The sequence below is a fragment of the Latilactobacillus graminis DSM 20719 genome, assembly GCF_001436415.1.
GTDB lineage: Bacteria > Bacillota > Bacilli > Lactobacillales > Lactobacillaceae > Latilactobacillus > Latilactobacillus graminis.
On the sequence record NZ_AYZB01000001.1, the window covers coordinates 1 to 23,420 of the forward strand.

20 protein-coding genes are annotated in these 23,420 nt (G+C 40.0%); 3 read left to right on the forward strand and 17 right to left on the reverse strand.

Annotated elements, in window-relative coordinates; all coding sequences use genetic code 11:
• Positions 1 to 475: 475 nt before the first annotated feature.
• The 12 genes from lysS to pth all read right to left on the reverse strand — a co-directional run bounded on the left by lysS (position 476) and on the right by pth (position 15,516).
• On the reverse strand, positions 476 to 1,954 hold the full coding sequence (gene lysS, locus FC90_RS00005) for a lysine--tRNA ligase (protein ID WP_057907378.1): 1,479 nt from the start codon (positions 1,952 to 1,954) through the stop codon (positions 476 to 478).
• 97 nt (positions 1,955 to 2,051) lie between these two features.
• On the reverse strand, positions 2,052 to 3,041 hold the full coding sequence (dusB, locus tag FC90_RS00010; RefSeq protein ID WP_057907254.1) for a tRNA dihydrouridine synthase DusB: 990 nt from the start codon (positions 3,039 to 3,041) through the stop codon (positions 2,052 to 2,054).
• An 88-nt stretch (positions 3,042 to 3,129) separates the two neighbouring features.
• Positions 3,130 to 4,008: an Hsp33 family molecular chaperone HslO gene (hslO, locus tag FC90_RS00015; RefSeq protein ID WP_057907255.1), complete on the reverse strand. Its 879-nt coding sequence runs from the start codon at positions 4,006 to 4,008 to the stop codon at positions 3,130 to 3,132.
• Between the two features lie 74 nt (positions 4,009 to 4,082).
• On the reverse strand, positions 4,083 to 6,185 hold the full coding sequence (ftsH, locus tag FC90_RS00020; protein WP_057907256.1) for an ATP-dependent zinc metalloprotease FtsH: 2,103 nt from the start codon (positions 6,183 to 6,185) through the stop codon (positions 4,083 to 4,085).
• Positions 6,186 to 6,273: 88 nt separating this feature from the next.
• A complete protein-coding gene (gene hpt / locus FC90_RS00025; protein WP_057907257.1) occupies positions 6,274 to 6,819 on the reverse strand; it encodes a hypoxanthine phosphoribosyltransferase in 546 nt (181 codons plus the stop codon).
• Positions 6,820 to 6,841: 22 nt separating this feature from the next.
• Positions 6,842 to 8,221, reverse strand: coding sequence for a tRNA lysidine(34) synthetase TilS (gene tilS / locus FC90_RS00030; protein ID WP_057907258.1), 1,380 nt, complete (start codon positions 8,219 to 8,221; stop codon positions 6,842 to 6,844).
• 95 nt (positions 8,222 to 8,316) lie between these two features.
• Positions 8,317 to 8,757, reverse strand: a complete 441-nt coding sequence (locus FC90_RS00035; protein WP_057907259.1) for a S1 domain-containing RNA-binding protein — start codon at positions 8,755 to 8,757, stop codon at positions 8,317 to 8,319.
• Positions 8,758 to 8,875: 118 nt separating this feature from the next.
• Positions 8,876 to 9,274 (reverse strand): FtsB family cell division protein, encoded by a 399-nt coding sequence (locus FC90_RS00040; RefSeq protein ID WP_057907260.1) that lies wholly within the window; start codon positions 9,272 to 9,274, stop codon positions 8,876 to 8,878.
• A 157-nt stretch (positions 9,275 to 9,431) separates the two neighbouring features.
• Entirely contained in the window at positions 9,432 to 9,698 is a 267-nt protein-coding gene (locus FC90_RS00045) for an RNA-binding S4 domain-containing protein (RefSeq protein ID WP_057907261.1), read from the reverse strand.
• On the reverse strand, positions 9,698 to 11,290 hold the full coding sequence (locus FC90_RS00050; protein WP_057907262.1) for a putative polysaccharide biosynthesis protein: 1,593 nt from the start codon (positions 11,288 to 11,290) through the stop codon (positions 9,698 to 9,700). Before FC90_RS00050 ends, FC90_RS00045 begins: the two co-directional genes overlap by 1 nt.
• Before the next feature lie 22 nt (positions 11,291 to 11,312).
• Complete coding sequence (mfd, locus tag FC90_RS00055; RefSeq protein ID WP_057907263.1) at positions 11,313 to 14,843, reverse strand: transcription-repair coupling factor; 3,531 nt, start codon at positions 14,841 to 14,843, stop codon at positions 11,313 to 11,315.
• Between the two features lie 115 nt (positions 14,844 to 14,958).
• Positions 14,959 to 15,516 (reverse strand): aminoacyl-tRNA hydrolase, encoded by a 558-nt coding sequence (gene pth / locus FC90_RS00060; protein ID WP_057907264.1) that lies wholly within the window; start codon positions 15,514 to 15,516, stop codon positions 14,959 to 14,961.
• A gap of 229 nt (positions 15,517 to 15,745) precedes the next feature.
• On the opposite strand from pth, the gene FC90_RS00065 reads away from it, so the two are divergent.
• The 3 genes from FC90_RS00065 to cbpA all read left to right on the forward strand — a co-directional run bounded on the left by FC90_RS00065 (position 15,746) and on the right by cbpA (position 19,164).
• Complete coding sequence (locus tag FC90_RS00065; RefSeq protein ID WP_057907265.1) at positions 15,746 to 16,723, forward strand: L-lactate dehydrogenase; 978 nt, start codon at positions 15,746 to 15,748, stop codon at positions 16,721 to 16,723.
• 196 nt (positions 16,724 to 16,919) lie between these two features.
• Positions 16,920 to 18,299, forward strand: a complete 1,380-nt coding sequence (locus FC90_RS00070; RefSeq protein WP_057907266.1) for a L,D-transpeptidase family protein — start codon at positions 16,920 to 16,922, stop codon at positions 18,297 to 18,299.
• A 184-nt stretch (positions 18,300 to 18,483) separates the two neighbouring features.
• Positions 18,484 to 19,164 carry a cyclic di-AMP binding protein CbpA gene (cbpA, locus tag FC90_RS00075; protein WP_057907267.1) on the forward strand — a complete coding sequence of 227 codons (681 nt, stop codon included), beginning with the start codon at positions 18,484 to 18,486 and terminating at the stop codon, positions 19,162 to 19,164.
• Positions 19,165 to 19,434: 270 nt separating this feature from the next.
• On the opposite strand, the gene FC90_RS00080 is transcribed toward cbpA, so the two are convergent.
• The 5 genes from FC90_RS00080 to FC90_RS00095 form a co-directional block, all read right to left on the reverse strand.
• A complete protein-coding gene (locus FC90_RS00080; protein WP_057907268.1) occupies positions 19,435 to 19,824 on the reverse strand; it encodes a MarR family transcriptional regulator in 390 nt (129 codons plus the stop codon).
• Between the two features lie 178 nt (positions 19,825 to 20,002).
• Entirely contained in the window at positions 20,003 to 20,920 is a 918-nt protein-coding gene (locus tag FC90_RS00085) for a WxL domain-containing protein (protein ID WP_057907269.1), read from the reverse strand.
• Positions 20,921 to 21,118: 198 nt separating this feature from the next.
• The gene (locus FC90_RS09135) at positions 21,119 to 21,289 is read right to left on the reverse strand and encodes a hypothetical protein (RefSeq protein ID WP_157053027.1); all 171 of its coding nucleotides are present in this window, start codon (positions 21,287 to 21,289) and stop codon (positions 21,119 to 21,121) included.
• The gene (locus FC90_RS00090) at positions 21,282 to 22,376 is read right to left on the reverse strand and encodes a WxL protein host-binding domain-containing protein (RefSeq protein ID WP_057907270.1); all 1,095 of its coding nucleotides are present in this window, start codon (positions 22,374 to 22,376) and stop codon (positions 21,282 to 21,284) included. Before FC90_RS00090 ends, FC90_RS09135 begins: the two co-directional genes overlap by 8 nt.
• Before the next feature lie 3 nt (positions 22,377 to 22,379).
• Positions 22,380 to 23,417: a WxLIP family cell surface protein gene (locus tag FC90_RS00095; protein WP_057907271.1), complete on the reverse strand. Its 1,038-nt coding sequence runs from the start codon at positions 23,415 to 23,417 to the stop codon at positions 22,380 to 22,382.
• Positions 23,418 to 23,420 lie beyond the last annotated feature (3 nt).

A 23,420-nucleotide genomic window follows, 5' to 3' on the forward strand; every position in this document is an offset into this window, starting at 1 on the left:
GGCGACCCTACACATTTGGTTTGTCGAAACTTTGTTCAGTTTTCAAAGGTCTACTGAGTTGAAACAGCTTAATTAATATACCATTTCTAATAAATAATGTCAAATGACATTAATTTTTTGAATAAATATTCAAAATAATTAACTTTTAACTTATTAACCATGAAATATCATCGCACTGACAACATAGAATACTATATCAGCTATCCAACATTTCGTCAACAATTAGCTTTACGCATTAATTGTGAACTATCATAAAGTAAACAGTTGATAATATCCGCTATTTATCCAAACAAGCGAGCCATACAACTTATAATAATTATTAATAACACAATATTACGAAAATTCTTGTAAATATAGCCAACACAAGTTCTAAAATTTTTTTAAATTTCTATTTCTATATCGTAATCACCTCCTTATTTTTACGCAAAATAAAAAAGGTTCAAATGATTACTCATTTGAACCTTTTAGTCTGTCCTTAATCATTATTATCAGGTCGCATAGTTGGAAATAGCAAGACATCGCGAATTGATGCAGCATCAGTTAGTAACATCACTAACCGATCAATTCCAATTCCAAGTCCACCAGTTGGTGGCATCCCATATTCCAGCGCTTCAATATAATCTTCATCGATTCCTTCAGCTTCATCGTTTCCATTTTCTCGTTCCTCAGCTTGCGCTTCAAAACGTTCACGTTGGTCGATTGGATCGTTTAATTCAGTAAACGCATTGGCATATTCGTTACCGTGCATAAACAACTCCCAACGATCTGTGAAACGATCATCTTCGGCATTTTTCTTAGCCAATGGTGAGATTTCAACTGGATGACCATAGATAAAGGTTGGTTGTACCAGTGTATCTTCCACAAATTCTTCAAAGAATGCATTAATAATGTGACCCACTTGCCAGTATGATTCATACTTTACGTGGTGTTGATCAGCTAATTCTTGCGCAGTTTCAACAGTCATTGGTTGCCAGAAGTCGACACCCGTCTTTTCCTTAATCGCATCAACCATGTGAACTCGGGCAAAATCGCTGTCAAGATCAATGGACTGACCCTGATACGTTATCTTACCAGTATTGAGCACCTTGTGAGCAGCAAACCGAATCACACCTTCGGTTTCATCCATCACGTCTTTATAATCAAAATATGCAGCATATGTTTCCAGCATTGTGAATTCAGGATTATGTTTCGTATCAATCCCTTCGTTCCGGAAAACACGGCCAATTTCATAAACACGTTCCATTCCACCGACAATCAACCGTTTCAAATGGAGTTCGAGGGCAATTCGTAAATATAAATTAATATCTAATGCATTATGGTGTGTTATAAACGGCCGCGCTGAGGCACCACCAGCTTGACCATGCAAAACTGGCGTTTCAACTTCAGTAAAACCATTGTTATCTAAGTATTCACGAATAGCCGAAATAATCTGACTCCGTTTTGTAAAACGGTCTAAACTTTCTGGATTAGCAATTAGATCTAAATACCGTTGACGATAAATTTGCTCCACGTTTGTTAAACCATGAAACTTATCTGGTAACGGACGTAGGGCTTTTGATAGAAAAGTCAGGCGCGTTGCTTTAACAGTTAACTCGCCCATGTCAGTTTTCATAATTTGCCCAGTGATTCCTAAATGATCACCCAAATCAGCTTTTTTGAAAATTAAATAGTTTTCTTCGCCGACTTCATCTTTACGCACATAAATTTGAATTTTACCGGAGCGGTCACGAATATCAGCAAAACCAACTTTTCCTTTGCCACGCTTAGACATCATTCGTCCTGCAATCGTCACTTCGACATGCTTAATATCTAAAGCTTCTTTTTCGACCATTTCATATTCGTTGTGTAATTCAGCAGCCATATGTGTTCTATCAAAACGACTTCCAAAAGGATCAATCCCGGCATCCTTTAGCAGTTGTAGCTTTTCCCGCCGAACTTTTAGTTGGTCGTTCATTTCTTTTTGATTATCTTTTTGTCCCAACTGACAATTCCTCCATACATTCAATTATCTACTAATGCGATTTTAACACGAAACTAACAACATAAGGAACCTAATTTGCCATTCGTGCTTCAGTTTCTTCCACAAAACGATCCAAGATATCACCAACAGCTTGTTCAGTTTCAACTTCGTTCACTGCAGCTTTGGTTTTAGCAGCGCGGGGAATTCCCTTCAAATAGTAGGCAGCTTGCTGTCTAAATTCACGACAAGCCACGTTTTCGCCTTTTAATTCAACTAAGCGGTGGAGCTGTAACTTTGCAGTAGTAATTTTCTCACGTGGTGTTGGTTCGGCAATCAATTCTCCACTTCGCAAATAAGTTTCAACTTGACGCAACACCCACGGATTACCAAGGGCTGCCCGACCAATCATCACCGCATCGGCGCCCACTTCGTCTAACATGCGTTTCGCATCTTGCGGCGTCCGGACATCGCCGTTGCCCATAAATGGAATTGTTAATTCAGATTTGACTTGTTTTAAAATGTTCCAATCGGCTTTACCGGTATACATTTGTTTCCGCGTCCGGCCGTGCATAGCAAGGGCTGCAGCACCCGCTCGTTGTGCAGCGAGTGCATTTTCAACAGCAAAAATATGATCTTCATCCCAACCAGTTCGCATCTTGACTGTTACCGGCTTTTTCACTGCGTCGGTTACATATGAAACCATTTCATAAACTTTATTTGGATCTAATAGCCAACGGGCACCAGCATCGGTTTTGACGACTTTATTAACTGGACACCCCATATTGATATCAATGATATCCGCTTGGGTATGTTGATCTACAAACTTAGCAGCTTCAACCAAGGTATCTTTGGAACCACCAAAAATCTGTATACTTACAGGGTGTTCGTTTGGATCAACAAACATCATTCCCATTGTTTTTTTATTATTGTGCATAATTCCGCGATCACTAATCATTTCACAGACTACTAAACCGGCGCCAAATTCTTTAGCTGTTACGCGAAACGCCGCATTTGTAATACCTGCCATTGGTGCGACGACGACTTGATTTGGAATCGTCACGTCTCCTATTTGCCATGTCATATTACCAACCCATTCCCTTCGTGTCTTGCGACAATATCCAAACCATCATAGCAAAAAAATAGTCTTCAAGCAAAAATTTGCTTTGTTGCTATTGTGCCATTAGAATATTTCGAAGTTCGATTTCTGTAAACTGGTATTTCTTGCCACAGAATCGGCAAACTGCTTCTGCACCATGATCTTCATCGATTAACTGTTGTAGATCAGCGGGAGCCACAGAACTTAATGCTTTTGCAAATCGATCTTTAGAACAATCACATTCATACTTAACCGGCATCTGTTCCAGCGTCTTCATTGGTAGTTCACCAACAATTTCCGCGATGATTGCTTCTAATGTCATATCTTGCTGTAGCAAATCAGACACTCGTGGCATTTCTTTCAAACGTGCTTCCAAAATATCGATTAACCGATCATCTGCACCTGGTAGAATTTGAATCATAAAACCACCGGCGACACCAATTGAATTATCATCGTTCACAAAAACTGAAACACCAACCGCAGATGGTGTCTGTTCTGACTTAGCGAGGTAGTACGTAAAATCTTCGCCAAGTTCCCCAGAAACTAATGGCACTTGACCAGTAAAAGGTCCTTTTAAGCCGAGATCTTTAGTCACACTCAACGTGCCAACGGTCCCGACACCGCCTCGCACATCAATTTTATGCTTATCATTCAAAGGTAAATTAACATGGGGGTTAGCTACATACCCCTTGACTGTGCCTTGAGCATTCCCGTCGACCACGATTTTCCCAACCGGACCATCGCCATCAACCCTAACCGTCATCTTGGTATCTCCTTTTAAACCAGCAGCGCTCAATAGCAATGTTCCAACAATCGTTCGACCAAATGCTGCCGAGGAAGTTGACCACGTATCATGTTTACGCTGTGCATCTGATACCACTTCAGTCGCGTTCACAGCATACGCACGCAGTTGTCCATTTTCTGAAATTTGTTTAAGTAAGTAATCTACCATATAAATAACCTCTTTTATTGATTGATACAAAAAGGTCGACCACTCATGCGTGTCGACCTTTTTGGTGTAACGATTTATGCCTCATCGTTTGGATGTTGATCATCTTCGGATGTGTTTGAGGTTGATTGGTTCTCATCAACCGGCATTGTTGACGTTTCTTTTTTATCAGCTGTTTTTTCTAAATCGGCTTTTTCGGCCTCTTTAGCTTCAAGGGCCTTCTTAGCCTCTTCAAAAGTTGCTGCTTTTTCACTTGGAAATTCTTCAGCGTTCTTTTCGGGCATCTTGCCATCATTGAACAAGCTCAGGATTTCCTTTTCGTTTAATGTTTCATACTTCAAGAGCATTTCCGCAATTAACTTATGTTGTTCACGGTGAGCTTCGATAATTTCATGGGCTCGTTGATGTGCTTCGTCAATAATTCGGCGAATTTCACTATCAATTGCAGCCGCAGTTGTTTCAGAAAAGGCTGGGCCTTGACCGTAAGCTGCCCCAACGAATGGTTGCCCTTCTTTTTCAAGGGATACTGTACCAAGTTTATCTGTCATTCCGTATTGAGTGACCATTCCTCGCGCAATGTCTGTCGCTTGTTCAAAATCGTTAGAAGCCCCAGTTGATTGTGAGTTGAAGATAATTTCTTCAGCCGAACGACCACCCAATAAGCCGACGATTTGTTCGGTTAATTCTTTTTTACTCATCAAGAATTGATCATTCTTCGGTAACATAATGGCATACCCGCCAGCACGCCCACGAGGGACAATTGTCACCTTACGAACAACACGAGAATCACTAAGAACTAAACCAATGATAGCATGACCAGCTTCGTGGTAGGCCACGGTTTCACGTTCTTTCGGATTAATGACGCGATCGCGCTTAGCAGGACCAGCAATTACGCGATCTTCAGCTTCATCAACATCAGAAGCGTCAATATCGGCCTTGCTACGCCGCGCAGCTACTAAGGCGGCTTCGTTCAATAAGTTTTCCAAATCAGCACCAACGAACCCTGGGGTTTGTTGGGCGATTTCTTTCAAATCAACATCAGCAGCTAATGGTTTGTTCTTAGCATGGACTTTCAAGATGGCTTCACGGCCCTTAACGTCTGGACGACCAACTAAGATCTTCCGGTCAAAACGACCTGGACGTAAAAGCGCCGGATCTAAGACGTCTGAGCGGTTAGTAGCAGCGATGACGATAACGCCTTCGTTACCCGTAAATCCGTCCATTTCAACTAACATTTGGTTCAATGTTTGTTCCCGTTCGTCGTGGCCACCACCCATACCAGCACCACGTTGACGTCCAACAGCATCGATTTCATCGATAAAGATAATTGATGGCGCTGCTTTTTTGGCTTGTTCAAACAAATCACGTACTCGACTTGCCCCAACACCAACAAACATTTCCACGAAGTCTGAGCCAGAAATCGAGAAGAATGGGACACCCGCTTCTCCGGCAACGGCTTTAGCTAATAATGTTTTACCGGTACCTGGAGGTCCTTCCAAAAGAACCCCTGCTGGAATTCGAGCCCCGAGTGAAACAAACTTTCGGGGATCTTTCAAGAATTCGACAACTTCGACTAACTCTTGTTTCTCTTCTTCTGCACCAGCAACGTCTGAGAAACGAACCTTATTAGCTTTTTTATCAGCCTTTTGCGCTTTGGATTTACCAAAGTTCATCATCCGGCCACCTTGACCGCCGCCTTGACCGGCTTGGCCCATCATCATATAAAATAGAGCAAACATGATAATTAGTGGTAGCACCAGACTTAGGATACTTACCCACCAACCAGACTGTGGTTCTTGGAGCGTTTCAACTTTAGTTGCTGACTGGTCAGCCAACTTAGTCATTGCGCCCACTTGTGAATCACTTTGTAATAAAGTGGTAGTAAAGTGCTTGACTGATTTTGCTTTTAATTTTTGTCCTAAAAGATTCTTTTTAGGCTGTTCTGTCTTTTGTGCTTTACGATATTCTCCAGAAATTTTATAAATACCATTCGTCGGTTGAATTGTGAGTGACTTGACCTTATTAGTCTTCAATTCACTTAAAAATGTACTTGATTGAACTTCCTTAGACTCTGATCCAGCGTTACCGTTCATGAAGAACGAAAATACACCGACTAAAGCCACTAAGATAATAATGTAAAACAGACTATTACTAAACAGTCCATTCTTTTTGTTGTTCATACGTGACCTCCTGAAGCTTCTCATCATTTGTGACACTGTGTCCTTTTGACACTGTTAAACTATAACATATCTGACTTTTATTGACCATTTATTTACCCGAATAAATTTCAGGTTTTAAAACACCAATTGATCCCATATTTCGGTATTGTTCGGCATAGTCCAAACCATAACCAACAACAAATTCATTTGGGACCTCCATCCCAACATAATCCGAATGAACTGGTATAATTCGCCGACTTGGTTTGTCCATTAAAGTACAAACTTTAATGGAATTTGCTTGGCGGGTTTTCAGAATTGCCATTAAGTAATTTAATGTCCGCCCAGTATCCACGATATCTTCAATAATAATGATGTCGCGCCCTTTGACACTCGTATCTAAATCTTTGATAATTTTAACTTCACCAGACGAAATCGTTTCAGCGCCATAACTCGAAACATCCATAAAATCGATTTCAACATGGAGGTCAATCTCGCGAATCAAATCCGTCATAAAGACGATGGCCCCTTTTAAAATACCAATTAGTAGTGGGTTTTTGCCCTGATAATCTGCCGTGATTTGTTTACCCAAGCGCTCATTAACTTTTTGGATATCTGCTCTTGAATATAATACGCGTTCAATATCTTTTTCTAACATTGTGCCTACCTCCATAATTTGCCTAACCATCCAAGTAACATAGTATGTACCGTATTTTACCAGTTTGTTCGTGATTAAACAACGCCGAAATTTGTAAATCTGGCCGACCAATCAACTGATTTTTGGCCCAGATGGCCCATGCCTGATGCCGCTTTGATCGCGCAGTCTTAGTATCAATCCATAATCGCTGAATGGTTTTATGATGTGTATTATCAAGCATTATTCGATCGTTCGCTACTACTGGTTTAACTTGTAACGGCCAGTCTTTTGGGGCCAACCAAATGACATTTTGGTATTGCACATGATTGGGTAAATGCTCAATCTCAAAAATACCAATTTGTTCGTCATTTTCTAATCGAAGCCACTTATTAATCGATAATATTCGTTTTTTAATGGATAAATCAGAACATTTATTTTCTGATTTCGGCCCAATCCGAAAATGTCCATACTGCTTTTCAAAAACTAGTCCCGCACCCAACTCAATTATACCTTGCGGCTTTTGTCTATTTGCCAATAGCTGCTGTATTTGATCTAACTGGGCTAGTTTAAGGGCCGGTAGTTGTTTAAAATAGCTATGCCATACCAACTGCCATAACGCTCGTTGTTGAGTAGCACTCGCTGTTGTGAGTTGATCTAACCGCCCCTCAACGTCCTTATTATGCGTTTTAATCGCCAATAAGGGTAATAACGCTGTTGTTAAAGATGCCTGTTGCTCCATCAAATTAGTCAATGCCTGGCTAAACCGATTAGCATTTTGAATTAGCCGCGGATTTTCTTGTTTCAACAACGGCACAACCGCATGTCGGATTCGGTTACGAAGAACTGTTGACTCGTGATTAGTTTGATCTTCATAATAAATTAGCCCAACTTGTGCGGCGTAATCCCGGATTTCTTGCTTACTAAACGGAAGTAACGGACGAATTAAGGTTCCCGATTCAAACGGACGTTCTTGTCGAATGCCCCGCATCTCGTGCAATTCCCCACTACGAATGAGCTTCATTAATAAAGTTTCTAACAAATCATCACCATGATGGGCTGTCAGTAAATAATTTGCTGCTTCGGCTTGCATAACTTGTGCAAAAAAAGTGTAACGAAATGCTCGAGCAGCCGCTTCAATCCCTGTTTGCGGATGATCAGTTTGTGGCCAATGCTGGACTCGCAAAGGCACGTGATGCATTTGACAAAAACGTTGCAGATATGCTTCTTCTGTATCACTTTGCACTCGCAGCTCATGATTCACATGAGCCACAATTATCTGTGGTCGCTGGGCCTTAGGTAAGTGTAACAACAGCCACAGCAAGACCATCGAGTCGACCCCAGTTGACGTTGCTACAATCACCTTCTCACCTGGCTGCCAGAACTTTTGTTTTTGAATTTTGGTTTGAAATACTTGTTCTAACATTGTGACTCCTCTCCGATAACTATTTAAAATAAAATAAAGGCTGACCTGAAAGTCTATCGCTAAACTTCCAAGCCAACCTTTATCAATTCACTTTATTAACTACGGCGACCTCCGCGACCACCACGTTTGCCTTCTGTATTGCGTTTAATCGTTGATAAACGATCTTCACTATCTTTTAAGAACCCTGATAACAAGTCATCAAAGCCTTCTTTTTTGGGTGCGCTTGCGCGCTCTGGCTTGCGATATCCACCGCGATTATTATTTGGACGGCTTTGAGGACGCGAATGTTCTTGCACTTTGGGTTGATCAACTGCTTTTCGAATTGATAAACCAATCTTACCGTTTTGATCGGACATAACCTTAACCGTGACTTCATCTCCAACAGTTAAAACATCGTGAATGTCTTTAATATAACTATCAGATACTTCACTAATATGTACCAACCCGGTTTGGCCTTCGCCTAAATCCACAAAAGCCCCAAAATTCGTAATGCCCGTTACTTTTCCAGCAACCTTTGAACCAACTTCAACTGCCATATAAAACTACGTCCTCCTAAATGGTCGTTTGAACTCGTCAAACTTTTAATCACTTAGCGTGATATTTAATAAAATAAGTATAGCACGCTTTGGCTTTGAAACAAGGTTGTATTCTGAATTATTTTTGTTGCTGATTTAAATTAGGGGCCTTGTCCTGTGGCAAACTAAAGATGGTTTCTCCATCTTTAGAATAGTAATATTTGTAGCGAATATACTTGGCTAAATAATTACTATCCTGTAGTTGCTTAACCTGAATTTTTAAATCAGATTCGGTAGTCTTTGCCTTTTTTAATGTCTTTTCTTTAGTAGCGGCTGTTTCTTTAATCTCTGCTAGTGATCGATGGGCTTGTAGAATCTGAACCCCACAAATCAAAACGACTAATATTGCAACGATACCTAAGATCCATAAGCGCCGTTGATGTACGTGATTAACATGGTCGGCCTGATTTTGCATGACCCTTTGAGCAGCTTGTTGTTGCGTAAATGCATTTTCGATCTTGGTAATTTTTCGACTCACTTGAAAGACCCCCCAGCTTGCGATTAGCTTCATTATAGCAATTTCATAAAAAGGTCGTCAACTAAGATTAGCGATTATTAATGGCTTTTATTAAGCCCCTCAATAAAATTCCTAAAAAAACACGTCTGCGGTGTTAATCGGCCAGACGTGTTTTCTATCAGTCAAATGTTTCGGCTTGTCGTGTTTCTAAGACTTCGTACATCTCAGCCGCGTCGCTTTTCTTTGTTGTTTCGATAATTTGGGTTACTTTAACAATCATCGTCTTGTTTCCAAAGCCAATTTCAAGCTGATCCCCGACAGTTACATTACTCGATGATTTTGCTGGCCGATCATTAATCATAATACGTCCCTTATCTGCAATTTCTTTAGCAACTGAACGCCGTTTAATAATTCGTGAAACTTTTAAAAATTTATCTAAACGCATTATTCTGTCCTACCTTTTATTTTTTTTGAAAGCCGTAATAACTGCCGGCCACCGGGCATCGTTAGCCATTCTCGTATAGAAAATAGCTGCCAGTGCAATGCTAATCCACCAAAGACAAACATGCCGACCAGCACCCCCAATGCCGTGCCTAAAAGCGCGTGGCCTCGAGAACTTAGTGATTGGGGTACAAGCCACATTACCATCTTAACCCCAAACCACATAATGGAACAGATAAAAGACAACTTCCCGATAAAGCGCCGTAAGTCAAGCGCCTGTATAACGACGGTTGGTGACTGGCGCAAAATTAAGGCTAACACCACGCCTAAACTGATAACAGTCCCAACACTTGCGCCCATAATGTCGTAGTGTTGCACCAGCCATTGATTGATCAGAATTTTAACCAAAAGCCCGCCAATTAAAGCTACAGTTGTTTTATGAAATTGATCAAGACTTTGTAAAACTGAGTTACAAGCATTAATCAAGGCAATCATTATAATGCTTAGCATGTACCAAACAAGCGCTAGATTACCATCAGTATCGCCGAATAAGAAATAATTAATTTGCGGCATTAACCCAATTAATCCAATTGTAGCCGCTGCTGACAGACCTAAACTGATATGAATTAAGGCCGTAGCAACCTGCTGAAACTGATGATGTTGATGGCGTTGTCGTGCTTGCGATAAACTTGGCACCAAGGTTGATGAAAAGGAAAGTGACACCACTAAGCCAAGTTGGACTAACGGTTGGCCACGATCAAAGATGCCCTTCATATTCTTAGCGAGGTTTTCTGATAGTCCCCCGAGTACCAGGCCTTTTTTAACAGTAAAAGAATCAACTAATTGTAATAGTACAATCAAGGATGCAAACAAACAGATTGACCCACCCTCAATTACTAAGCGTCTTGCCAATTGTCGGTATGCTTTAAAATCAAGCTTAGTCTGTTGCGGCGCCTTAAATTGGCAGGTGGTTGCCGCTGACCGTAATAAAATCCCCGTCGCAACTAGCCCCCCAAAAAAAGCGCCCGACATCGCCCACATCCCCATTTTATAAACCGACCAATGGCATTTAAGGGATAGCCAAGCTGCCACCAAGATGACAATCACCCGGACTAATTGTTCGGCTACCTGTGATATCGCAGTTGGTAACATATTAAATAGCCCTTGAAAATAACCACGTGTCACTGCCAGAAAAGGCATCAGTAAGAACATAAATGAAACCATTTTAATCAGTGGGGTTAAAGCCGGATCAGCCATTGTGGCCGCAATTCGTGGCGCTTGATTCTGCAGATAAATGAATACCCCACCACCAAAGATTCCCAATAAAACAAACGTACGGCGTAATAATTGCATCCGTTTTTCTGGATCAACTTGTTCTGCAACTAATTTTGAAATATAAACGGGAAACCCGCTCAGCGCAAACGTCATCCCAATGCCGTAGATTGGATATACTTGTTGATACACATAAAAACCGGTGTTACCAACCATATTTTGAAAGGGTACGCGGTAAATCGCACTTAATACCTTTGCAATAAACGACGCAATCGATAAGATGACCGCGCCTTTCATCAGATGTTGCATCTGCCGATTTTGCATGCCTGCCCTCCATCCATTTTATTTAAGCTTGAGAATTGCTAGTGTGCTTTTGCTCAATTTTCAAAAGACTTGCGACAAAAGTTGTGAGTTCACCTAACCAGTCCGCCGAATGCATCTTAGGCTGAATCACTAGCTTGACACCTAATTGCTCCTGATTAAAACCGACTGTTGCCTTTAAACAAGTTGTCGCTAATGCTTCAAAAATTTGTTCACCAGAAACTAGACGACTGCCTTTAGGTGATAAGGTCACTTGGAGGATGTCATTGGTTTGTTTAATCGTTTCAATCAGTGCTTCATCCGCATTCATCTTTAATTGGCCAATCGCTAACAAATTAGCAACTTGATCTGGATAATCACCAAAGCGATCGATTAAATCCGCCTGAAGTTCATTATAAGCCACCTCTGAATCTAGTTGACGAATCCGTTTATAAATTTCAATTTTTTGCCGTTGATCGTTGATATAGCTTTCCGGTAAGTAAGCTTCCAGTTTAAGATCAATTTCAGCATTAGTTTTAGTAACCACTTGTTTGCCTTGTTTCTTAGCGACCGCCTCACCCAACATTTGTGAATAAAGATCAAAGCCCACCGAATCAATGAAGCCATGTTGTTGCTGGCCTAATAAGTTACCAGCGCCACGAATCGATAAATCACGCATTGCTATTTTAAAACCCGATCCTAATTCAGTAAAATCCTTAATTGCTTGGAGCCGCTTTTCACTGACTTCAGTTAAAACTTTATCCGGTTTGTACATAAAATAACCATACGCAATTCGACTACTTCGCCCAATCCGACCACGCAATTGGTAAAGTTGTGAAAGCCCATAATGGTCGGCATCTTCAACAATCATGGTGTTGACGTTTGGCATATCAACACCAGTTTCAATAATGGTCGTCGTTACTAAGACATCGTATTTACCTTGCACAAAATCATAGATAACACCTTCCAATTGAGTTTCAGACATCTGACCATGCGCAAAACCAACCGTAGCTTCTGGGACTAATGCCTGAATCTCATCGACCGTGCGTTCAATATCACTCACCCGATTATGGAGATAAAAAACTTGACCATTGCGTTCTAATTCACGTTCAATAGCTTCTCGTATTGCACCAGCATTTTGTTCCATGACATAGGTCTGAATCGGATAACGGTTGGTCGGTGGCGTTTCAATGACTGATAAATCACGCACACCAAGCATCGACATGTGTAACGTCCGTGGAATTGGAGTCGCCGTCAGTGTTAAGACATCAACTTGGGCCTTTAACTGTTTGAGGCGTTCCTTATGTTTAACCCCAAAGCGCTGCTCTTCATCGACAATTAGTAATCCGAGGTCCTTAAACTGAATATCTTTCGACAATAAGCGATGAGTCCCAATCACGATATCCACTTGCCCATCCGCTAAATCTTTAAGCGTTGCCGTGACTTCTTTGCGCGTTCTAAAACGCGAAAGTAGTCCAATTTCAACCGCAAAATCAGCAAATCGTGTCAACATATTTTCATAATGTTGTTGGGCCAGAATGGTCGTCGGTACTAAAAAGGCCACCTGCTTACCTGCCTCAACTGCCTTAAAAGCTGCTCGTAATGCAACTTCGGTTTTACCAAACCCAACATCACCAACTAACAAACGATCCATCGGCCGTACACGTTCCATATCATGTTTGATTTCTGCTGTACTTCGCAATTGATCATCCGTTTCGGGATACGGAAATTGCTCTTCAAATTCAGCCTGCAATCGATCATCCTTGGGAAAAGCAAATCCCTTTTCAGCTTCACGCTGGGCATAAAGTTCAATTAAGTCATCAGCGATATCTTCGATTTTAGCTGAGACTTTATTTTTAGTCTTTTGCCACTCGCCGCCGCCTAGCTTATTAATTTTTGGGGTTTTAGCCTCAGCCGAAACGTATTTTTGGACCATATTCAACTGCGTAACGGGAATAAATAATTTTCCGTTGTCACGGTATAAAATAGTAATATAATCTTGGTGGACACCGTCAACTTCTAACGTCTCCATCCCAACATACTCCCCAATTCCGTGATTAACATGCACCACGTAATCCCCGGGTTTTAATTCATTATAACTCTTTAACCGCTCTGCATTTGCAAGTGTTTGTCGGCGCGCTTTTTTCTTAGGGGCGGTATTAAAAAGTTCCTTTTCGGTTAAGACCACCAACTTTAAATCTGGCAGTTCAAATCCATTTTGCAATGCACCCTGAACAATCTGTGTTTTACCGACTTCTAGCTGCGTCTTATTAGCAATTACAGCATCAATTTCAAAGTCGTGAAATGTCTGATCTATCTTTTTCACCCGTTTTAAATTAGAAACTAACACAATGACCGTTTGCTTTTGTTTTTGCCAATGGGTAATCTCTGTTTTTAATAGCGGCATTTGACTAAAGAATTGTTGCACAGTTCGCGTTGGCAAGTTATCCAATACATCGAGGCTCAGTTTACCCATGCCTTTTTGGAATAATGATAAATACAAGTGTGCATGTTGGTCTTTTTTTAATAAAGTCTGTGCATCCAACAAAAATTGTTGTTTTGGCAATAAACGGTGCATTTCAAGCATTTCAGTTTGCCAATTGGCGGCCTCTTCGCTTAAAATTCGTTGGGTTTCCACAATTCGTGGATAATCATCAAAAATAACCAATCCACTCTTTTTAAAATAATCGATTAAACTCGAATGATCAGGATAAAGATAATCAACAAATAATGCTAAATTCTCGATGCGTTCTCCGGCTAATAGACGTTCAATCGGAGTTTCAAAGTTCCTCGCCAGTTGATTTTGTGCCGCCTTTTCCATTAATTTAGCCGTCGTTGCTTCATAGTCAGTCTGCAAGGCTTCACCGACCATTTCTAATTGCGCCGTATTCGCCAGTAAATCAGTGGCTGGTATAATTTGAACCTGATCTAGATTTTCGATGCTCCGCTGGGTGTCCGCTTCAAAAGAACGTAGTGAATCGACTTCTGTATCGAAAAGTTCAATCCGCACTGGATTTTCAGCGTCTAATGGGAAAATATCGATAATGTCACCGCGCATCGCAAATTCGCCAGGTTTACCTACCAATTTATCTCGAAAATATCCCATGGCACTCAATTGTGTGGCCAGTAATTGTGGGTCAACAGCGCTATCAGCATTAATGATCAGCTGACTATCTTGCCATTGCCGAACAGTTGGCAATAGGCGACGCATTCCAGCCACCGATGTAATTACAATGCCTTTCTTTCCAGTGGCTAAAAAACTTAACGTCCGTACCCGTTCTGCTTTGGATTCTGGTGAACTCACGGCCATTTCAGCCGCCAACACTTCTTCTACCGGAAAAGTGTAGACTTGCTCGCTTTTTAGTATGTTACTTAAGTCGTCAGCAATTTGGTTCGCTTGAAAAGTATTACTTTCAATAATCAACAATGGCGATCGTTGTTGTTTGTAAACCGACGCCAAAAACAGGGTTTTCGCTGATCCCGAAAGCCCTGTGAGTAAATGTCGCATTCCTGGTTGTTGATTTTTTAAAACGGATTGAACTTGTTGAGTCTGCCCCAGCATTGTCATTAAATCCATGTAAAAGTTCCTTTACTTTCTATTATATTGCGTTGAAATATGTGTTTTAAAGCCGACACTTGCACTTAGCATAACCTTGTCAGTGTTTGTCGTCTGCTTTACTAGCAACAACTAGTTAATTAAATTTATTCATGGTCTGCATAAAATCATCATTTTGACACCAATCGGTTATCGCTTGGCAAGCTTGATCAAGTGCCTGGTTAATCATTGGGGTGCTGTCTTTGTCAAACGGGGTTAGCACCCAGTTAACGACCGTACTTTTTTGTGGGTGCTGAATCCCAATCTTCACGCGCTTAAATTCCGAGCTTTGCACACTGGCAATAATGCTCTTGATTCCGTTGTGCCCACCTGCTGAGCCTTTTTGACGCAGACGTAACTTACCAAGCGTTAAATCCATATCATCTTGCACCACAACTAATTCATCCAAATTAATTTGATAATATTTCATTAAGGGCCCCACTGAGCGCCCGGAATCATTCATAAACGTTAGTGGTTTCACTAGAAGAATTGTTTCATCTTCATATTTAAAACTACCGTATTCAGCTTCAAAATCATGCTTATTTAAGGTTACATTAAACTGTTCACATAATTGATCAATTACCATAAAACCTATATTATGTTTTGTCCGTGCATACTTACTGCCTGGGTTTCCCAGACCAACAATCATTTTCATTTTTAATATCCTCTTTTTAACCGGCACTACTATGTCAAAATTTTGAGCAGTTAATGGCCCTCAATCACCAGTTGGTTTTAAAAATCATTATACCATATTCATTTTATTTCTCGCGTTGTAGTCGAAATAGTTTTCTGAAAATTTGGGTAAAAATCGCGAACTTAAGCTTAAATTATGCTATACTGGTTTTCGAAATGAAGAATTGATTTACAGAAAGGACGTCATTATATTGGCAAACATTGAAAAAGATCACCAAAAAGTTATCCTCGTCGGCGACGGCGCTGTTGGTTCTAGTTACGCTTATGCATTAACTTTACAAGGGATTGCACAAGAAGTTGGTATCGTAGATATCTTTAAAGAAAAAACACAAGGTGATGCAATCGATTTATCTGATGCATTAGCTTTCACTTCTCCTAAGAAAATTTATGCTGCTGAATACTCAGATGCAAAAGATGCTGACGTTGTTGTTATCACAGCTGGCGCACCACAAAAACCAGGTGAAACACGTTTAGACTTAGTAAGTAAAAACCTTAAAATCTTAAAGACCATCGTTGACCCAATCGTTGAATCTGGCTTTAACGGTATCTTCTTAGTTGCTGCTAACCCAGTTGATATCTTGACATATGCTACATGGAAATTATCAGGTTTCCCTAAAGAACGCGTTATCGGTTCAGGGACATCACTTGACTCAGCTCGTTTCCGTAAAGACATCGCTGAAATGGTTAACGTTGACGCACGTTCGGTCCATGCTTATATCATGGGTGAACATGGTGATACAGAATTCCCTGTATGGTCACACGCTAACATCGGCGGAATCAAAATTTCTGAATGGGTTAAAGCTCATCCAGAAGTTAAAGAAGAAGAACTGGTTAAGATCTTCGAAAGTGTTCGCGACGCTGCTTACACAATCATTAACTTAAAAGGTGCTACATTCTACGGTATTGGTACTGCCTTAGCTCGGATTACTAAAGCTATCTTAGATGACGAAAATGCTGTCTTACCACTATCTGTATACATGGAAGGCCAATACGGCTTGAACGATATCTTTATCGGTTCACCTGCTGTTATTAACCGTTCAGGGATTACAAGTGTTCTTGAAATTCCATTAACAGATCACGAAATGGAAAGCATGCACAGTTCTGCAAAACAATTAAAAGATATCGTTACAAAAGCATTTGCTGAATTAGATATCGAAACACGTCAATAAACATTTTTAGTTTAGACCAAACGGCTCTCATACAATGGGGGTCGTTTTTTTTGCTAAATGACATTTTTTGGTTAAAATCAATACTTTTTTATTTCTTTTTAAAGGCATATCTAGTATGCTTACATTTAATTAACACCTTTGTATTTTAGCCAATACTGGGGTATGATTAACCTATGCAAAGATTGGAGTTAAGGTTGTGAAACTTACAAAGAAAGCCTACGTCGTCCTTGGCGTAGCAACCATTGTGCTCATTGGTGGCTATTCGGCAGTTAGTCTGCATTATCAAAATGCGTTCTTGCCACATACTACCGTTGCTGGGGTTAGTATTAGTGGCCAGTCAGTAGTAGGCGCTAATGAACAATTGTTAAAAAAGGTCAACAGTCAAAAATACACGCTAAAGGATAAAGAACAAAAATTATTAACTTTTACTGGCCAAGATGCTGGCTTTAGCCACAATTTCAAGCCTTTATTACAGAAAATCAAGCAAAGCCAAAACGGCTGGACTTGGCTTGGTCATCTTTTCGGTAAGGATCAAACGACAAAATCAGAAGATGCCCTCATTTTAAACGCTAACGATTTTGACAAATTCTCAACGCAAACTCTCGAAAAGGTCAATGCTAATCGACAGTCTTCTGTGGATGCCCACATCAATCTAACGGATCAAAAATTTGATCTCGTGAAAGAAATTTACGGGAATACGATTGATGTTGCTCAATTCAAAAAAACTGTTGCCCACGGAATTAATCAAGGTCAAGCCACAATTAATTTAAAAAATGACTATACCCAACCCGCAGTTAAATCCACAAATCAGCAATTACAAAAAGCAGCTAAGCAATTGAAAACTATCGCGAATGAGAAAATTAGTTACTCAGTCAATGGTAATGCCGTTCAAGTTCCTAAAGCAGAAATTCAAAGTTGGTTAACTTATGATCATGGCACAATTAGCCTTAATAAGGCTGCAGTCACTAAATACGTTTATCAATTAAAGGCTAAATATGATACTTTCGATAAAGCACTGACCTTCAATTCCACGAAAGAAGGCACAGTGACCGTTCCAGCTGGTATTTACGGTTGGAGTATTTCACCGGCCGATGAAATCAGTGCTCTCATGACTGAGGTGCCTAAAGGGAAAGACTTCTCCAGAACGGCAGTTATTCGCGGTTCTGGTATCGATCAAAAAACGCGAAGTGTTGGTTCAACCTACATCGAAATTGATTTGAAAGCACAACATATGTGGCTCTATCAAAATGGTAAAGTCACAATTGAAACCGATATTGTGTCGGCACAACCACCACAAGTCACCCCCACCGGTGTTTGGAGTATCTGGAAGAAAGAACGAAACGCCACCTTGAAGGGTAAAAACTTCGATGGTGTCAGTGAATATGCTAGTCCTGTTAATTACTGGATGCCAATTGATGAAACTGGCGTCGGGATTCATGATTCACCATGGCAACCCAAATACGGTGGTGACTGGTATCAGCACCATGGTTCACATGGCTGTATCAATACGCCACCTGGTACTATGGCTAAGTTATACAACACCGTTAGCGAAGGAATTCCTGTTGTTGTTATTTAACTATCGTAAACAGGTCGTTAATCTAATTAACGACCTGTTTTTTTATGCCAAGCTCAATCGATTTTTTCTCATTAATTACTAATCAAGCTTTCGCTAAGACGAAAAACTAGTTATTTTAATTCTATTGATGATATGCTATGATTACACTAGTATATGAGAGAATTTTAATCTAAGGAGAAAAGCTATGCTCATTAAATCCCTAGTATTACCCAAAGAACGTCTTACCACGATTGTTGAATCAGTCACCTTAGAAGAAGCCTTACAGCGATTAGAGGAATCTGGCTTCCGCTGTGTACCGGTCTTAGACGCCAGTGGTAAGATTTTCCGAGGTAACATCTATAAGATGCATATTTACCGGCATAAATCCCAAGGTGGTGATATGCAACTGCCTGTGACCAGTTTATTAAAGAACATGACTAAATATATTCCGGTTGACGCCCCCTTTTTTAAAGTGTTTTTTAATATCAAGGATTTACCGTATATTGCAGTTTTAGATGAAGACAGCAATTTCTTCGGGATTTTAACCCATAGTACCTTATTAAATATGCTTTCTGAAGCATGGAACCTTGAATTGAGTAGTTACGTGCTCACTGTGCTTTCTTCTGGCGCACAAGGTGATTTGGTTGCGATGTCGAAGATCATTGCTAAATATACTTCAATTGCGAGCTGTATCACCTTGGATGCTAAGCAAGATGAATTTGTCCGCCGGACACTTTTTACTTTACCAGCTGGTCTGGAACTAGACATTCTCAAAAAAATTATTTATAAACTTGAAAAAAAAGGTTATCGAGTGCCTGAAATTGATGATCTTCAATCTGGTAAAGCTCTGCGGAATGATTCAGATCAACTTGAAAATTTAATTTAATTGTCAAAAAAAACAGAACCTATAGATACCTAGGTTCTGTCAAACTGGCAAGGGATTACTAAACGGTCTTATTCCGGATAATACTGGAATAAGGCCGTTTCTTTGTTGTGCGTGAATTATCGCCGAGCATCACCTTTACAAAGCCTTAATGGCTTTGTAAAGGTGATTAACTAGGCGTCTTCGCTCTTCAAATATATTTATATTGAGTTCTGATCTGGCCGTAATTCTGGTCTTCATTTACATCATTTAAAGGATTTATTAATACGAGTATTAAAAGATATTAACAAATTCACGCGCTGCCGCGTCCAAATATTCATACTTGTCATCAAGTTGCTTCTTAATTTGACTGAAGACCGATTCACCTTCCGGCGTTATTTTAATTTCAACTAACCGTTGATCGCTCTGTTCCAACCCGCGTAGTTTACGAATATAATGTTTTTTTTGTAATAAATTAATTTTACGAGAAGCAGCCGGCATTGACGTGTTAAACAGTCTAGCCAGTTGACTCGGTGTCGACGTTTGCTGTTTCAAATTCTCTAGAATCAAATACTGTTCAAAACTAATCCCATACGCTTGAGTTAATGCATTTAATTCATTTGCAATCATCTGTGTATTTTTATACCATCGACTATAATGACCTTCAATTTCCTGATTCTTCAATATCTTCTCACCGCCTAAATAGTAACGCCCTTAATAATTATATTGAAAAAATAGTAAACCAATCATTGGTTTACTATTCATTGCTCGCTTAATTGAATCGTATTCACTCTAAAAATCTGATAGTCTTCCAGTCAAGCTTGCAGCAATACTCGATTCCATTTCTCACGATATTAATAAATTATGCTTTTGCGCCAGCATCTGAACCAGTAACACCAGTGCTTAATGTCCATGTTAAGTTAGCTGTGTATTCAGCATTTTGAACAGATGATGTTGCAGGTAATACTAATTGGATATCTGTTGGTTTCCAACCAAAAACGTTAGCCCCAGTACCTTGATTTGCATCAGCATGAGCAACTTTATGTTGTGCATCTTTATCAGACAAATCTAAAGCGAAACTCTTAGTGATAGTGCCAACATCTGCAACACCCTTATCTGTAGCAGTACTACTTGCTAAATCGGCTGTAAATGTTGAATCTTGATCTTCATTCGTTAAATCGTAAACAGCATCCGTTTTTGCGTAAGCTGTATTTTTGAACAAGAGTTGTGCATCAGCTAATGTTTTACCGTTTTTCGCCATTAAAGCACCATCTGCTTTAACGTTCAAATCCCATGTCCCAGCAGCTTGATTTGTTGTTGTAGCATATGTGTCAAGTTGTTCACGAGTCACTTGTTTATCAACAACCGTTGCCCATGCATCCCCACTCAATTCTTTTAACTTTGTATCGTCTGTATTTAAGATAGCTGTTTGGTTTGTAACACCATCTTCCTTATATGAAGGTTGACGATCGTTGGTCCCGTTAGCATAGTTTTTACCATCAGCAGTAAATGTTGTGTAAGCTGAATCAAACTTTACGTGGTTACCAAAGTCTAATACATGCGGTACCATTTGAAGACGTAAGAAACCAGTGTTAGCATTAGGTTTGTTATCACCAAAAGAAATCCCAGCAACTGTCTTATCTGTTTGTGGTAATGGTGTTCCGCCATTATCTTCTGTCTTACCTTCGGTAGTTGCAGCAAATGTCGATGTTGCTGGTGCTAAGATTGATAATAAAGTTGCGCCTGTTAATGCAACGCCTGTTAATTTTGTGAATTTCATTTTGAAATTCCTCCCTTTGTTGTAGTTGCGACAAAGTCGCGATATTTTTTTATAATTCGATATTAATTACATAATATCGAGGTTATAAACTAAATTTAAGATGGTACGTCACTAGCCTAATCTGGCTTTCCGGCATGCTCAGAGTTCTAAGCAATCTAAAACTATATCGAATCAACTTAACTTTGGTCAAGCAACCACTCAACCCAAAGTAATTGTGGTAAAAGAATTGAGCTCTTGCTGAAACATAATCGCAAAGTATAAACTGATACAGAAAACGATTGATAATCCAACGACCAGCGCAATCAGTCCCCATTTATACTTTCGGTAATTCTTACTAGTTACATAAGAGGTCACCCATAATTTATTCATTTAAATCCTTCTTTCTACGTTTGAAGCGGCGCCGTAACCCAATCGTTAAAGCAGCCACAATTATCAACAGCACTAATAACCCGATTAATAGACGATTGCGATACTTCAAATATAAATAGTTGTGTGCATTGATAAACCGAGCTTTATTCTTAGTGATTTCTACATATTTCGTCGCCGTCTGATGATAGCGATCCGTTTTAGCCGTCATGGTTAACCGATACACACCTGGTACTAACCGTTTTCCTCCCAGTAATATATCATCCTTAAAACTGGAATTAGGTGCAATTTTCAAATCCTTTTTAACATCTTGATACTTAAAAAAATGATATTTGCGATTGACTAACTTCACCTGTAATTTCGTTTGTTTTAAATAAGTCGCATCAGGATTAGCTAATTTAACACGAATCGCAGCTTTTTTAGCTTTGGTGAGACCCACATCGATTCCGCTTACCTTCAACCTCTGGAGCTGCCGTTTGGGCAACTTCTCGCCTTGTAAAACAACCCCAATCGCATAAACATATCGATTTCTAATACTACTTCGATTTGCATTCACGCCATCAGCGATAATGTTCAACGCAGCGGCTTTTTGTCCTTTAAAATTATCCGCTACGTTTTTAACTGTAAATGTCACAGACCGGCCTGCTTGAGGCTTAAGCTTTAAACTTTGTGGCACTTTAATCATCGACGAGGCTGGTTTTTTCAATAAACTATGATCAACTGCGTGAGCACCCGTATAATCGACCGATCCATTATTGTTAGTTGTCGCATCCGCGGCCTTAAAACGAATCTTAATCGTTTGATTAGTCGGATTGTAAAGTCGGACGGTCTCTTTGCGTTCCTTATGATCAACCATTGGTAACACGAAGTAGCCTAAATGACGTCCGCCCAAATTATCTGGAGGCAATTTGGGCAATACTTGCACCGTCATCGGGACCGTATTATCCACTTTAGATTTGATCCGGTGGGACTTCGCACTCACTGAACCACTAGCAATACTCAACAACAACAAACCATTTAAAATAATAAGCAGAAGTACCCGCCAAATATTTTTTTTGTAAGCGTTCGTTAACTCAGCTTTCTTTATCATTAATTAAACACCACTTGATAACAATAGTTTTAACAATTCAGCCGTTGCGACCAATAACAAGCCACCAGTTGCAACACTGACATACAGCCATTTATTCTTAGGTTGTTGTAACGCATTTTGGTTAATTTTTTTAGCAGCCGTTCGCTTAACAGTAAAATGCTTTTTAAACCGCCATGACATTGGCAATCGATTCCAATTATTTTCCCCAGTTACCTTAACATTGACTGTATATCGGCCCGGTTTTAGTTGGTCGTAAGACCAAGTAATCGGTAACGTTACCTTAGAGTTCGGCGCAATTTGACTGTCTGTTACATTGAAGATGTGCTTCGAAGCAAATAGACCTTCTTTGGCAACGACCGCTTGCATCGTAACGTTATTCAATATCATCGGTTGTGTATTACGTAAATCAATTCCCATGCCGGCATGTTTCTTATAGAGTATCGCTTTGGTCTTATTGTATTTAAGTTCAGGATATACTTTATAATTTTTGCCTCTGAGAACAACCCCCACTGAGTAGGCGTAGTTACTTGAAACGGCCGAACCACTGCCTTTACTACTTAAATACTCGATGAAATGCCAATCGCCATAAATTAAGCCGCGAGTTACGCCCGTTGGCATCTTGACGGTCGCTGTGATATCCCGAGTCTCGTTTGGACCAAGATGTAAAACGCGATCTTTGGCATTGACATGCGCAACTTTAGTCAGAGGGACTGCTAAACTACTATCTAACTGTTTAGTATCAGATGTAAAATCAACACCCCCCCCAACTTGCGTAAAACTATTGCGTAAATCAGTTTTGACGGTGATTTTATGATCTGTAAAATTTTGAACCCGCATTTTTATTTCTTCACGTTCACCAGGTGCGATTTTTAAGTCAAAATATTTAACATCATTATTGACTTGTGTTTCAGACGGTAAACGTTGAATCTCAAAGTCTGCATTTTGCGTTTTTACTGCCGCTAAAGTTGGGTTTGAAGCCATCGCGAAACACGCGGCTGCAAAAAAAGTCCCAAGTAACAACCCTTTTATCTTATTTTTCAAAAC

What these genes read in the sequence shown, in the direction of transcription:
- lysS (WP_057907378.1), bottom strand. Translation starts at nt 1,954, where the DNA reads ATGAACGACCAACTAAAAGTTCGGCGGGAAAAGCTACAACTGCTAAAG.
- dusB (WP_057907254.1), bottom strand. Translation starts at nt 3,041, where the DNA reads ATGACATGGCAAATAGGAGACGTGACGATTCCAAATCAAGTCGTCGTC.
- hslO (WP_057907255.1), bottom strand. Translation starts at nt 4,008, where the DNA reads ATGGTAGATTACTTACTTAAACAAATTTCAGAAAATGGACAACTGCGT.
- ftsH (WP_057907256.1), bottom strand. Translation starts at nt 6,185, where the DNA reads ATGAACAACAAAAAGAATGGACTGTTTAGTAATAGTCTGTTTTACATT.
- hpt (WP_057907257.1), bottom strand. Translation starts at nt 6,819, where the DNA reads ATGTTAGAAAAAGATATTGAACGCGTATTATATTCAAGAGCAGATATC.
- tilS (WP_057907258.1), bottom strand. Translation starts at nt 8,221, where the DNA reads ATGTTAGAACAAGTATTTCAAACCAAAATTCAAAAACAAAAGTTCTGG.
- FC90_RS00035 (WP_057907259.1), bottom strand. Translation starts at nt 8,757, where the DNA reads ATGGCAGTTGAAGTTGGTTCAAAGGTTGCTGGAAAAGTAACGGGCATT.
- FC90_RS00045 (WP_057907261.1), bottom strand. Translation starts at nt 9,698, where the DNA reads ATGCGTTTAGATAAATTTTTAAAAGTTTCACGAATTATTAAACGGCGT.
- FC90_RS00050 (WP_057907262.1), bottom strand. Translation starts at nt 11,290, where the DNA reads ATGCAAAATCGGCAGATGCAACATCTGATGAAAGGCGCGGTCATCTTA.
- mfd (WP_057907263.1), bottom strand. Translation starts at nt 14,843, where the DNA reads ATGGATTTAATGACAATGCTGGGGCAGACTCAACAAGTTCAATCCGTT.
- pth (WP_057907264.1), bottom strand. Translation starts at nt 15,516, where the DNA reads ATGAAAATGATTGTTGGTCTGGGAAACCCAGGCAGTAAGTATGCACGG.
- cbpA (WP_057907267.1), top strand. Translation starts at nt 18,484, where the DNA reads ATGCTCATTAAATCCCTAGTATTACCCAAAGAACGTCTTACCACGATT.
- FC90_RS00085 (WP_057907269.1), bottom strand. Translation starts at nt 20,920, where the DNA reads ATGAAATTCACAAAATTAACAGGCGTTGCATTAACAGGCGCAACTTTA.
- FC90_RS09135 (WP_157053027.1), bottom strand. Translation starts at nt 21,289, where the DNA reads ATGAATAAATTATGGGTGACCTCTTATGTAACTAGTAAGAATTACCGA.
- FC90_RS00090 (WP_057907270.1), bottom strand. Translation starts at nt 22,376, where the DNA reads ATGATAAAGAAAGCTGAGTTAACGAACGCTTACAAAAAAAATATTTGG.